Genomic DNA, 11794 nt, shown 5'->3' with positions numbered 1-11794 from the left:
CCCGCACCGACCACCGCGGCCGTCCCCTCCGGCAACCGCCCGGCCCGTGAACCCCGAACGGACCGCCACCGCCCTCCCCTCCGGCAGACGCCCGGCCGGTGAACCCCGCTCCGACCACCGCGGCCGTCCCCTCCGGTCCGGCCGGGATGTCCGCTACCGTTGGCCGGATGAGCCCCGAGGCCCACTCAGCCCCTCGGTCCCTCGCGGAGGCGCTCCGCGCGCGGGACGACTCCTCGCTGGCCGCACTGCTGCGCAGCCGCCCCGACCTCATCACCCCCGTCCCCACCGACCTCACCCAGCTCGCCACCCGCGCCGGCACCCGGGCCTCGGTGCTGCGCGCCCTGGAGCGGCTGGACCGCTTCGCGCTGCAGACGGCGGAGGCACTGGCCGTGGCCCCGGACCCGGCGTCGTACGACACCCTGCTCGGGCTGATGTCCGGGGACGCCGGTGACGAGACCGTGGCCGGCGCGCTGCCGCGGGCCGTCGGCACGCTGCGCGAGCAGGCGCTGGTGTGGGGCGACGACGACCGGCTGCGGCTGGTGCGGACCGCCCGCGAGCTGCTCGCGCCCTCCCCGCAGCACCCGTCGCCGACCGGGCTCGGGCCGACCGTGCAGGAGGCCACCTCGGGCATGTCGCCGGGGCGCATCCAGGAGATCGTGACGGCGGCCGGGCTGCCGTCGACCCACGACTCGGTGTCCGCCGTGGCCGCACTGACCGCGCTGTTCACCCACCGCAAGAAGATGGCGAAGCTGCTCGCCGGGGCCCCGGAGGCCGCCCGCGAGGTGCTGTCCCGGCTGGTATGGGGACCGCCGTACGGGCAGGTCACCGCCGAGCCGGCCGCGCACCTGCGCTGGCTGCTGGACCGCGGCCTGCTGCTGCCGACCACCCCGGGCACGGTCGTCCTGCCCCGCGAGGTGGCCCTGCACCTGCGCGGGGGCCGCGCCCACCGCACGCCCGAGCCGCTGCCGCCCGCCGTGGCACCGGCCGCGGCCCACGGCGCCCAGGTGGTGGACGCCACCGCGGCCGGGCAGGCGTTCACCGCGCTGGCCACGGTGGAGGAGCTGCTGAAGGAGTGGCACGAGGGCGGGCCCCCCGTCCTGCGGGCGGGCGGGCTGAGCGTCCGGGACCTGAAGCGGACCGCCGTGGCGCTGGACGTGTCCGAGCCGGTCGCCGCCTTCTGGACCGAGCTGGCCTACGCGGCCGGCCTGGTCGCCTCCGACGGCGAGGCCGACGAGCGGTACGCGGCCACCCCGGCCTACGACGAGTGGCTGGAGCTGCCCCCGGCCGAGCGCTGGGCCCGGCTCGCCCAGGCGTGGCTGACGGCCACCCGGACCGCCGGGCTGGTCGGCGGCCGGGACGCCAAGGACCGCACCCTGTCGGCGCTCGGGCCGGGGCTCGACCGGTCCGCCGCGCCCGAGGTACGGCACCGGGTGCTGTCCCTGCTGGCCGCGCTGCCGCAGGGTGCGGCCCCGGACACCGAGTCGCTGCTGGCCCGGCTGCGCTGGGAGCGGCCGCTGCGCGGCGCCCGGCGCGACGGCGAGGACGACCTGCGGTCCCGGCTCGCCCGCTGGACCCTGTCGGAGGCGGAGCTGCTGGGGGTGACCGGGCGGGGTGCCCTGTCGGCGCACGGGCGCGCGCTGCTCGGGGCACCGGCCGCCGGCCCGTCCCCCGCCACGGCACCCGGCCCGTCCCCCGCCACGGCACCCGGCCCGTCCTCCGCCACGGCGCGCGGTGCCGGCGCGGCCGGCGCCCCGGCCGGATCCGCGGCGAGCTCCGCGGCGGACTCCGGTCCCGGCGACAAGCTGCCCGTGCACCACCACCGCCCGCCCGCCCGGCTCACGCCGCTGCCGGCCGCCGAGCAGGCCGTCGCGACCGCCGCCGCGGCCCGGCTGCTCGCCCCGCTACTGCCCGAACCGCTGGACCACGTCCTGCTCCAGGCCGACCTGACGGCCGTCGCCCCCGGTCCGCTGCGGCGTCCGCTCGCGGACACGCTGGGGGTGCTCGCCGACGTGGAGTCCAAGGGCGGCGCGACCGTGTACCGGTTCACGCCGGCCTCCGTCCGCCGGGCCCTGGACGCCGGCCGGACCGCCGCCGACCTGCACGCCTTCCTCGCCGAGCACTCCCGCACCCCGGTGCCGCAGCCGCTCGCCTACCTGATCGACGACGTGGCCCGCCGGCACGGCCGGCTGCGGGTGGGCGCGGCCTCGGCGTACGTGCGCTGCGACGACGACACCCTGCTCAACGAGATCCTCGCCGACCGGCGGGCCGCCGCCCTGCGGCTGCGCCGGCTGGCCCCCACCGTGCTGGCCGCGCAGAGCGACCCGGCGGCGCTGCTGGAAGGGCTGCGCGCGATGGGCTACGCGCCCGCCGCCGAGTCGGCCGAGGGCGACGTCCTGGTCACTCGGGCGCACGCCCACCGCACCCCGCCGCGCACCGCGCCGGAGCCGGTGCCGGACGGGCCGCCGCCGCCGGACGCCACGCTCCTCGGGGCGGCGATCCGGGCGATCCGGGCCGGTGACATGGCCGCCACCACTCCGCGCAAGCCCGTCGGCGAGCACGCCGGGGAGCCGCCGGCGGTCGGCGAGCTGCCCCGCACCTCCTCCGCCGAGACCCTGGCCACCATGCAGGCCGCCGTCCTGACCGGCGACTCGCTGTGGATCGGCTACGTCAACGCCGAGGGCGCCGCCAGCCAGCGGGTCATCGCCCCGATCCGGGTGGAGGGCGGCTTCGTGACGGCGTACGACCACACGGCGGACGAGGTCCGGACCTTCCCGCTGCACCGGATCACCGGGGTCGCGGAGCTCGCGGACGACTGATCACCGGGGGGGCGTGGCCGACGGGCGCCGCCACACCCGCGGCGGACTGCTGGCCACGCTGACCGGGGCCGCGGTGGGCCGGCGCGCGGCCGGGCGCGCTCAGCAGCCGGTGACCGGCGCGGCCGCGGGCAGGCCGAAGTGGGCGCGGGCGGCGGCCGCCAGCTCGGTGGACGGTACCCAGTCCTCCGGGCCGGGTGCGGCGAAGAGGCCGAAGTGGTCCTCCACCCACCTCTCGTACCCCGCGCCGTCGGGCGCCTGCTCCCGCGCCACCACGCGGTAGCCGCCGTCCGCGTCCCGCCGCAGCCGCACCACCTGGGGGACGTCGGCGCCGGAACACTCCACCAGCGCGCCCCCACGCACCCCGTACTCCCGGCACGCCGTGGTCACGCCCGCCCGTACGACCCCGTCACGCTCGTCGAGCGCGCGGGCCCTGGCCCGGCAGAACCACTGCGCCCGCAGACCCGGCTTCGTCTCGCCGTACCCGCTGCCGCGCGAGTCGGCCGCGAGCCGGTCCTCGATGACCGGGCGTACCTGCTCCCACAGCCGCGCGTCCACATGCCCCGGCCACATCGCCCAGGCACCGCTGGCCAGCAGCACCACCACGGCCCCGCCGCCGAATCCCCATCTGCCCGCCGACACCACGCGCCCTCCTCACCGCCCCGCCGCTCCTCGCACCGCTCGCCGCTGCAGACACGCGAAGCGGGCGCGTGGTTGCCCCCGGGCGGTGGCCGGCCGGGGCGGGCCGCTCGGACAAGCCGGCCGCCGGGGCTCTGACCAGGCCGGACAGCGCCGTACGTGTCCCGGACACGTCCCGGACGGCGTTCCCCTTGTCCGTCCCGGCCGCTGACGGGCAGCCTCTCGGTTCAGCAGCCGGGCCCGCCGCGGACCGGCACCGGCCCGGCGGAGGGAGGCGCGACATGGTGACGTCCGGCCACGTTGACCGGAAAGGGTTTTGTCCCATGACACGCCCGCGACAACCATGGGGGCCATGGACCAGAGAGCGCTTGCGCTGCGGGAGTTACGGACCATGGCGGACCTGACCGCCGAGCTGCGCGAACTGAAGGCGCGCTCCCGGCTCACCTACCGGCAGCTCGAGGAACGCGCCGCCCGGCAGGGCGAGCAGCTGCCGCGCAGCACGCTGGCCGACGTCCTGCGCAACGGCTCACTGCCCCGGCAGGAACTGCTGACGGCGTTCGTCCGCGCCTGCGGGGAGGGCGACCACCTGTCCGACTGGCTGGCCGCCCGCCGACGAGCCGCCCAGTCCCTGGACCGGGCGGGGGGCACGGGAGGCACGGGGGCCTCCGCGGGGTCCGGGGGCGCGGACGCTCCCGCGGGAGGGGCGGGGGCAGGGCGGTCCGGGGACCCTGGGGCCACGGGGGGCTTCAGGGACCCGGCGGGGGCCCGGGGACCGGGGGACCCCGGCGGCCCGGAAGGGGCCCGGGGACCGGTTAACCCCGGCGGCCCGGAAGGGGCCCGGAGACCGGGGGACCCGGGTGGGCCGGTGGGGGGTGACGGGGGCCCTGGGGCCCCGGGGGGCTTCAGGGACCCGGCGGGGCCCGGCGGGGACGGCCGGCCGGCGGGGCCCGGCGGGGAGGGCCGGGCGGCGGCGGGGGCGGGGGGACCGGTACGGCGGTTCCTCTCGTCCGCGCCGTACGCCCTGCGCGGCCGCCGTGGCCGCGTCCTCGCCGGGTCCTTCCTCGCCGTCGTCCTGGTCGCGGCCGGCGCCTGGGCGCTGCGGGACCCGGACGGGCCGGGGCGGGCGGGGGACCCGTCCCCGTCCCCGCCGGCGGAGGCGTCCGTACCGCTGCCGCGCGGGGCGGTCCTCCTGCGCCCGCTCGGCTCCCCCGGCCTGTGCGTGACGGACGGCAAGGCGGCGGACGGGCGGTACGGCTCCCTCGTCGCCGTACAGCGCCCCTGCGACGAGACGGCGCCGCAGACCACGACGCTGGACCCCGTGGGCCAGGGCGCCTACCGCATCTCCTGGTACCGGCCCGACCAGGGCAAAGGGTGTCTGAAGGCGCTCACCTCGGGTCCCGCCGAGGGGCTCCTCGAACCGTGGGAGGCCTGCGAGCAGACCACCGTCTTCCGCTTCCTCGCCACCGGGCCCGCTAAGACGGTGAAGTCCGGGAAACCGGAGAAGTCCGCCGGCCGGAGCTATCTGATCAAGGTCCCGGACGGGCGGTGCGTGGGCATCAGGGACGCGAGCACCGCCCCCGGCACGGAAGCCGTCGTGGAACCCTGTACGGGTACGGACGCCCAGCTCTTCACGGTCGAGGCCGCGCTGTGAGACCGCTCGCCCGGCAGGGGCGCCGCCGGGCCCGGCGGCCCCTGCGGACAGGTGCGCACATGAGGCACACTGGACGTTTGGCCGTTGTGGAAAGGGTGTGCCACGCGTGAATGGTCCACTGATCGTCCAGTCCGACAAGACCCTGCTCCTGGAAGTCGACCACGAGCGGGCCGACGACTGCCGGCGTGCCATCGCGCCCTTCGCCGAGCTGGAGCGGGCACCCGAGCACATCCACACCTACCGGGTCACCCCGCTCGGCCTGTGGAACGCGCGCGCGGCCGGGCACGACGCCGAGCAGGTCGTGGACGCCCTCGTGGAGTACAGCCGTTACCCCGTGCCGCACGCGCTGCTCGTCGACATCGCCGAGACGATGGACCGCTACGGCCGCCTCACCCTCAGCAAGCACCCCGCGCACGGACTGGTCCTCACCACCACCGACCGCCCGGTGCTGGAGGAGGTGCTCAAGTCCAAGCGGATCACCCCGCTGGTCGGCGCCCGCATCGACCCGGACACCGTGGCCGTGCACCCCTCCGAGCGCGGCCAGATCAAGCAGATGCTGCTGAAACTGGGCTGGCCGGCCGAGGACCTCGCCGGGTACGTCGACGGTGAGGCGCACCCGATCGAGCTGCTGGAGGACGGCTGGGCGCTGCGCCCCTACCAGAAGCAGGCCGTGGAGAACTTCTGGCACGGCGGCAGCGGTGTCGTCGTGCTGCCCTGCGGCGCGGGCAAGACGCTGGTCGGCGCCGGGTCGATGGCCCAGGCGAAGTCGACCACGCTGATCCTCGTCACCAACACCGTCTCCGCCCGGCAGTGGAAGCACGAGCTGGTGAAGCGGACCTCGCTGACCGAGGACGAGATCGGCGAGTACAGCGGTACGAAGAAGGAGATCCGGCCGGTCACCATCGCCACCTACCAGGTGCTGACGACCAGGCGGAAGGGCGTCTACCCGCACCTGGAGCTGTTCGACTCCCGGGACTGGGGACTCATCGTCTACGACGAGGTGCACCTGCTGCCCGCGCCGGTCTTCAAGTTCACCGCCGACCTCCAGGCGCGCCGCCGGCTGGGGCTCACGGCCACCCTGGTCCGCGAGGACGGCCGTGAGTCGGACGTGTTCTCCCTCATCGGGCCCAAGCGGTTCGACGCGCCCTGGAAGGAGATCGAGGCGCAGGGCTACATCGCCCCCGCCGACTGCGTCGAGGTCCGCGTCAACCTCACCGACTCCGAGCGGCTGGCGTACGCCACCGCCGAGGCCGAGGAGAAGTACCGCTTCTGCGCCACCACCGAGACCAAGCGGAAGGTCACGGAGGCGATCGTGCGCCGGTTCGCCGGGCAGCAGATCCTCGTCATCGGCCAGTACATCGACCAGCTGGACGAGCTCGGCGAGCACCTGAACGCCCCGGTGATCAAGGGCGAGACGTCCAACGCCCAGCGCGAGAGGCTCTTCGACGCCTTCCGTGAGGGCGAGATCGGCGTGCTGGTGGTGTCGAAGGTCGCCAACTTCTCCATCGACCTGCCCGAGGCCACGGTCGCCATCCAGGTGTCCGGCACGTTCGGCTCCCGGCAGGAGGAGGCCCAGCGGCTCGGCCGGGTGCTGCGCCCCAAGGCCGACGGCCACCAGGCCCACTTCTACTCGGTCGTCGCCCGCGACACCATCGACCAGGACTTCGCCGCCCACCGCCAGCGCTTCCTGGCCGAGCAGGGCTACGCCTACCGCATCATGGACGCGGACGAGATCCTGGCCGACGGCTAGCAGGCCCCGCGCCGGCCCGGGAGGCCGGTCTAGAAGAACGCGTGGTGCTCCATCCAGCCCTTGGTCTTGCCGGACTTGCCGTAGTACCAGTCGCCGCCCTTCGCGGTGCAGTACACCCGCACCTTGCTGCCCGCGAAGACGGACTTCTTCACCTTGGACTTGAAGCTGGGGCTCGTGTACATGTCGGCGTGGTCCCACTGGACGACCTGGAGGGTCTGGTCCTTGATGTTCTTGGTGCACGCGGAGGAGCCGACGGCCGAGGCGCCGGGAGCGGCCGCCAGGGTGGTGCCGAGGGCGAGCGCGGTGGCGGCGGTCAGGCCGCTCACCGCCTTGCGGAACGAAAGCTTCGAGATGGGCATGTGAGGGTCCCCGTTTGCTCGGTCGGAAGGATCGGACAACGGCTGATCATGCTGTCATACGAGATGAGCAGCCCGAGCGCCAGGAGGGGGTAAGCGGCTGCCAACGGTTGCTGCCACCATGGCAGTTGCAGGTCCCTGGCACCTTCGTGGGGCACCAGCCACATGGTGCGGGCGGTGAAGACGAAGGCCACCAGCGCCGCCGTACGCGTGCGTCCCTCCGCCAGCAGCACCGCGAGCAGCGGCACGCACCACACCCAGTGGTGGGTCCAGCTGATCGGGCAGATCAGCAGGGCCGTGAACGCGGTCAGCAGGACGCCGTGGCCGTCCCGGCGGGCGCGCGCCGCCACCGTCAGGCCCGCCACCACGACCGCCGCCGCCGGGACCGCCCAGCCGAGGCCCGGCTCCGGATCGCCCAGGACCCGGGCGACCAGTCCCCGAAGGGACTGGTTGTCCACGATCCACGCCTTGCCCACCCGGCCGGTCTCGTACAGGCGCCGGGTCCAGAAGTCCGCGCTCGCCGAGGGCAGCAGGGCGGCACCGAGCGCGACCGTCCCCGCGAAGGCCGCCACCGCCGTCGCCGCCTCCCGCGTCCGGCCCCGCAGCAGCAGGTACGCCACGAACACCGCCGGGGTGAGCTTGACGCCGGCCGCGATCCCGAGGGCGAGCCCCTTGGCGCGGGCGCCGGGCGGCCGGGTCAGGTCCCACAGGGTCAGACAGGCGACGGCCAGGTTGATCTGGCCGAACAGGAGCGTCTGGAAGACCGGCTCCAGCCAGAGGGCGAGGCCCGTGGCCGCGCAGAGCGGGGCCGGCGCGAGGGGACGGGCGGCCAGCCGGGCGGAGAGGGCGACCAGGACGGCGAGGAGGAGCGTGTTGCCCGCGAGGACGGCCGCCTTCAGGGCCGGCAGCGGCAGCCAGGCGGCCGGCACGAACAGGATCGCGGCGAAGGGCGGGTAGGTCGCCGGGAGCCGCCACTCGGTGACGGTGAAGCCGTACAGGTCGGCGCCGTGGAGCACGGCCGCGCCCTCGGCCCGGTAGACGAGGAGGTCCGCCATGGGCGCGCCGCGCAGGGCGCACACGGTGACGAACGAGGCGAGGGAGAGGGCGAGGAGGAGCAGGGCAGGCAGGGAGGGCGTCGCCGTCCGTTTGCGCACGGACGTGACCCTATGCCGCTACTTGCGGCGTACGCCCGCTTCCTCGCCGTACTCGCCGAGGATCACGACGTCGAAGACCGCCTCCAGGAACACCTTCACCGCGCGGAGGGCGTCGCCCAGGAGGTGGTGGTGGATGCCGCCGAGGGCCGTGGCGCCGGACGGTGGCCGGGCGCGGACCGGCGGGAGGGCTGCTGCGCTCATGTTTCCAGGATGGCTCTTCGGAGCACGGTCCCGCGACGCGCAACGCCCGGCGCCGCCCCCTATACCCCTAGTCGCGCCGCCCTGCGACCCGTACACCCCTCGAACAGAGAACCAAAGGCGCCTTTTTTCCGACAATACGACTGTCCTTCTCCCTCTTGTCGCACCGACCCGGTCCCGGGCTTCCTGGTGTCAGCCGCCCTCGACGGGCGGACGACACCCCCGTAAGGAGACAGGTCATGAAGAAGGCATACGAAGCGCCGACCCTGGTCCGTCTGGGTTCGTTCCGGAAGGAGACCGGGCTCCTCGGAAGCGCGGGCAACGACCGGCTCATCCTGAGCAAGAACTGAACCGGCGGACGGACCGAGGTCACTGACCCGACGTCATGACTGATCTGCACAGGAGTGCGGGGACGGGCCACGGCAGCGCGCAGTTCGCGGTCTTCACCGACCACGCGGACGCGGCCGCCGTGGCCCGCTCCTTCGCCCGCCCCGGCACGCGCACCCTCGACCACGCCTCGGGCCGGCCCTGGCTCGTCGGCACCTGGGAGGACCAGGAGATGGTCAGCGCGCGGGCCGGCACCGCCGCCCTCGCCCTCGTCGGCTGCGTCCCGGTCGGGGCCGCGGAGCTGGAGCGGGTGGCCCGTTCCCTGCGCGACCTCGCCGCCCTGGACGCGTGGGCGCGCTCGCTGCCCGGCAGCTTCCACCTGGTCGCCGCCCTCGACGGACGCGTCCGGGTGCGGGGGACGGCCTCCGGACTGCGGCTGGTCTTCCACGCCGAGCTCGACGGCACCCGGGTGGCCGCCACCCGCGCCGACGTGCTCGCCGCCGCCCTCGGCACCGAACCCGAACCCGAGCGGCTGGCGGTGCGCCTGCTGTGGCCGCTCCCGCACCCCCTGGCCGACGAGCCGCTGTGGCCCGGCGTCACCGCCGTGGACCCGCACGACGCGCTGACCCTCCAGCCGGACGGACGCGGCGTACGGCACAGCCGGTGGTGGTCGCCCCCCGAACCGGTCGTCCCGCTGGGCACCGCCGCGCCCCGGGTCCGGGAGGTCCTCGCCGAGGCCGTCGACGCCCGCACCCGGCACGGCGGCACGGTCAGCTGCGACCTCTCCGGCGGCCTGGACTCCACCTCGATCTGCTTCCTCGCCGACCGCTCGCCGGCCCGGGTCGTCGCCTCCACCTGGCCGGGACGCGACCCGGCCGACACCGACCTGGAATGGGCCCGGCGGGCCGCCGCCGCGCTGCCCGACGTCGAGCACGTCGTCTGGGACGCCGAGGAGTCCCCCCTCGTCTACACCGGCCTGCTCGGCATCGACGACGTACTGGACGAGCCCACCATCGGCGTCATGGACCGCGCCCGCGTCCTGCACCACCTGCCCGCCATGGCCCGGCGGGGCAGCCGGGTGCACCTGACGGGCATCGGCGGCGACCACGTGGCCTGGTGCTCGGAGGCGTACTACCACCGGCTGGCCCGGCGGCGCCCGCTGCTGGCCCTGAACCGGCTGCGCGGCTTCAAGGCGCTGTGGCAGTGGCCGCTCCTGCCCATGCTGGGCGCCCTGGCGGACTCCCGCTCCTACGGCACCTGGCTGGCGGACGCCGCGCACCGGCTGCGCGACCCGCTGCCCCCGTCGGTGGCCACCGGCCTCGGCTGGGGCATGAGCCCCCGCCTGTTCGAGTGGGTGACCCCGCAGGCCGAGGACGCGGCCCGTACGGCGCTGCGCGCGGCCGCCCGGCAGGCGCGTCCCCTCCACCCCGACCGGGGCCTGCACGCCGACCTGGAGCAGATCCGCGGCTGCACGCGCATCATCCGGCAGTGGGACCACATGGCCGCCCGCCAGGGGCTGCCCATGGCGTCGCCGTTCCTCGACGACCGGGTCGTCGAGACCTGCCTCGCCGTGCGCCCCGAGGAACGCGTCTCCCCCTGGCGGTACAAGCCGCTGCTGACCGCCGCCATGCACGGCGTCGTGCCCGACGCGTGCCTGCGGCGGGCCACCAAGGCCGCCGCCTCCATGGACGCGGCCGACGGGCTGCGCCGGCACCGCGGCGACCTCCTGGCGCTGTGGGAGGACTCGCGGCTGGAGCGGCTCGGGCTGGTCGACGGCGACGTCCTGCGCCGCCTGGCGGAACGGCCCGCCACCCGCCACCTGCGCGACGCCGTCCTGTACTCGACGATCGCCGCGGAGGTGTGGCTGCGCGCGCTGGAGCGGCCGCGGCACGAAGTCCGCAAGTGACCCCGTGAAAGCCGAACGAAAGGAGAGCCGCGATGCCCCTGCGGTTCGGAGCCGATGTCAGCACCGCGAAGACCGAGTACGGCACGGTCCTGCTCGACCAGCGCTCCGGTGAGTACTGGGAGCTGAACCCCACCGCGACCCTGGTGGTCGACACGCTGATGGCGGGCGGCGACGAGGAGGCCGCGGCGGCCGCGATCACCGAGGCGTTCGACGTCACCGCCGATCGGGCGCGGGCCGACGTCGACGCCCTGGTCGAGCAGCTGCGCGCCGGCGGGCTGGCCGTATGACCACGCCCAGCGCCCTGGAGCGGCCCGCCGGTGTCCCGCTCGGCCGGCGGCTCGCCGCCCGCCTGGTCCTGCTGCCGGCCGTCCTGCTCGCCCAGCTGCCGCCGCACCGCATCCGCACCGTCCTGCGGCTGCTCCGGCGGGGCGCCGCCCCCGCCACCGCGGCGCAGGCCCGGCGGGCCCGGGACGCCCTGTGCGCGGTGAGCCTGCGCTGCGCGGGCCCCAAGGGCTGCCTGCCCCGGTCCCTGGGGGCCGCCCTGCTGTGCCGGCTGGGGGGCAGCTGGCCGACCTGGTGCGCGGGAGCGAGCGTCGTGCCGCCCTTCAGCGCCCACGCCTGGGTGGAGGCGGAGGGCCACCCGGTGGGCGAGGACCTGCCCGCCGGCTACTTCGTCCCGCTGATCACCGTCGGCCCGGTTCCCCGCTGACCTCCGCCGGCCCGGTTCCCCGCTGACCTCCGCCGGCCCGGTCCCCGCTGACGGTCGCCGCGGCCGGCGGGCGGCCGCGGCGACAAATCATTCGCCCCACCCCGAGTGCCTCCTCTAAAATCTCCGCCCTTGCCCGCCTCCCTCGTGGAGTGCCGCCGCCCGGCCGGAAACCGGGCGGCATCGTCGTAGCCCGCGCAGCAGGCCCACCGGAGGCACCCCCTTGTCCACGCCCACCGACGACCCCCTCGCCCGAGAGCGCTCCCACCTCGCCGCGTCCCGTTCCGCCCTGCG

11 protein-coding genes are annotated in these 11794 nt (G+C 75.8%); 7 read left to right on the top strand and 4 right to left on the bottom strand.

What is annotated here, in order from left to right; all coding sequences use genetic code 11:
- The first annotated feature begins 167 nt into the window (after nt 1-167).
- On the top strand, nt 168-2816 hold the full coding sequence (locus ABZ576_RS04875) for a helicase C-terminal domain-containing protein (protein ID WP_360735826.1): 2649 nt from the start codon (nt 168-170) through the stop codon (nt 2814-2816).
- A gap of 99 nt (nt 2817-2915) precedes the next feature.
- On the opposite strand, the gene ABZ576_RS04870 is transcribed toward ABZ576_RS04875, so the two are convergent.
- Nucleotides 2916-3455 (bottom strand): hypothetical protein, encoded by a 540-nt coding sequence (locus ABZ576_RS04870; RefSeq protein WP_360735824.1) that lies wholly within the window; start codon nt 3453-3455, stop codon nt 2916-2918.
- A gap of 349 nt (nt 3456-3804) precedes the next feature.
- Here ABZ576_RS04870 and ABZ576_RS04865 point away from each other — a divergent pair, with 349 nt between their 5' ends.
- Both ABZ576_RS04865 and ABZ576_RS04860 read left to right on the top strand, forming a co-directional pair.
- A complete protein-coding gene (locus tag ABZ576_RS04865; RefSeq protein WP_360735822.1) occupies nt 3805-5103 on the top strand; it encodes a hypothetical protein in 1299 nt (432 codons plus the stop codon).
- Between the two features lie 106 nt (nt 5104-5209).
- Nucleotides 5210-6853, top strand: a complete 1644-nt coding sequence (locus ABZ576_RS04860) for a DNA repair helicase XPB (protein WP_360735820.1) — start codon at nt 5210-5212, stop codon at nt 6851-6853.
- 29 nt (nt 6854-6882) lie between these two features.
- Here the strand turns inward: ABZ576_RS04860 and ABZ576_RS04855 are convergent, their stop codons facing one another.
- The 3 genes from ABZ576_RS04855 to ABZ576_RS04845 all read right to left on the bottom strand — a co-directional run bounded on the left by ABZ576_RS04855 (nt 6883) and on the right by ABZ576_RS04845 (nt 8564).
- Nucleotides 6883-7212: a hypothetical protein gene (locus ABZ576_RS04855; protein ID WP_360735818.1), complete on the bottom strand. Its 330-nt coding sequence runs from the start codon at nt 7210-7212 to the stop codon at nt 6883-6885.
- A complete protein-coding gene (locus tag ABZ576_RS04850) occupies nt 7176-8264 on the bottom strand; it encodes a glycosyltransferase 87 family protein (RefSeq protein ID WP_360736642.1) in 1089 nt (362 codons plus the stop codon). Before ABZ576_RS04850 ends, ABZ576_RS04855 begins: the two co-directional genes overlap by 37 nt.
- A 117-nt stretch (nt 8265-8381) precedes the next feature.
- Entirely contained in the window at nt 8382-8564 is a 183-nt protein-coding gene (locus ABZ576_RS04845) for a hypothetical protein (protein WP_360735816.1), read from the bottom strand.
- Between the two features lie 236 nt (nt 8565-8800).
- Here ABZ576_RS04845 and ABZ576_RS04840 point away from each other — a divergent pair, with 236 nt between their 5' ends.
- The 4 genes from ABZ576_RS04840 to ABZ576_RS04825 are packed head-to-tail and all read left to right on the top strand — an operon-like array spanning nt 8801 to nt 11503.
- A complete protein-coding gene (locus ABZ576_RS04840) occupies nt 8801-8911 on the top strand; it encodes a keywimysin-related RiPP (RefSeq protein ID WP_360735814.1) in 111 nt (36 codons plus the stop codon).
- A 35-nt stretch (nt 8912-8946) separates the two neighbouring features.
- The gene (locus ABZ576_RS04835) at nt 8947-10794 is read left to right on the top strand and encodes a lasso peptide isopeptide bond-forming cyclase (RefSeq protein WP_360735812.1); all 1848 of its coding nucleotides are present in this window, start codon (nt 8947-8949) and stop codon (nt 10792-10794) included.
- Between the two features lie 32 nt (nt 10795-10826).
- Nucleotides 10827-11081 carry a lasso peptide biosynthesis PqqD family chaperone gene (locus ABZ576_RS04830; RefSeq protein ID WP_360735810.1) on the top strand — a complete coding sequence of 85 codons (255 nt, stop codon included), beginning with the start codon at nt 10827-10829 and terminating at the stop codon, nt 11079-11081.
- A complete protein-coding gene (locus tag ABZ576_RS04825; protein WP_360735808.1) occupies nt 11078-11503 on the top strand; it encodes a lasso peptide biosynthesis B2 protein in 426 nt (141 codons plus the stop codon). Before ABZ576_RS04830 ends, ABZ576_RS04825 begins: the two co-directional genes overlap by 4 nt.
- Nucleotides 11504-11794 lie beyond the last annotated feature (291 nt).

The organism is Streptomyces sp. NPDC013455, from assembly GCF_040632975.1.
Classification (GTDB): domain Bacteria; phylum Actinomycetota; class Actinomycetes; order Streptomycetales; family Streptomycetaceae; genus Streptomyces.
The sequence above is the reverse complement of the archived record's forward strand: the minus strand, read 5'-3'. Positions and strand labels throughout refer to the sequence as shown.

Excerpts from the sequence above, each read along its gene's own strand:
- ABZ576_RS04875 (WP_360735826.1), top strand. The coding sequence starts at position 168 with ATGAGCCCCGAGGCCCACTCAGCCCCTCGGTCCCTCGCGGAGGCGCTC.
- ABZ576_RS04865 (WP_360735822.1), top strand. The coding sequence starts at position 3,805 with ATGGACCAGAGAGCGCTTGCGCTGCGGGAGTTACGGACCATGGCGGAC.
- ABZ576_RS04855 (WP_360735818.1), bottom strand. The coding sequence starts at position 7,212 with ATGCCCATCTCGAAGCTTTCGTTCCGCAAGGCGGTGAGCGGCCTGACC.
- ABZ576_RS04850 (WP_360736642.1), bottom strand. The coding sequence starts at position 8,264 with ATGGCGGACCTCCTCGTCTACCGGGCCGAGGGCGCGGCCGTGCTCCAC.
- ABZ576_RS04845 (WP_360735816.1), bottom strand. The coding sequence starts at position 8,564 with ATGAGCGCAGCAGCCCTCCCGCCGGTCCGCGCCCGGCCACCGTCCGGC.
- ABZ576_RS04840 (WP_360735814.1), top strand. The coding sequence starts at position 8,801 with ATGAAGAAGGCATACGAAGCGCCGACCCTGGTCCGTCTGGGTTCGTTC.
- ABZ576_RS04835 (WP_360735812.1), top strand. The coding sequence starts at position 8,947 with ATGACTGATCTGCACAGGAGTGCGGGGACGGGCCACGGCAGCGCGCAG.
- ABZ576_RS04830 (WP_360735810.1), top strand. The coding sequence starts at position 10,827 with ATGCCCCTGCGGTTCGGAGCCGATGTCAGCACCGCGAAGACCGAGTAC.
- ABZ576_RS04825 (WP_360735808.1), top strand. The coding sequence starts at position 11,078 with ATGACCACGCCCAGCGCCCTGGAGCGGCCCGCCGGTGTCCCGCTCGGC.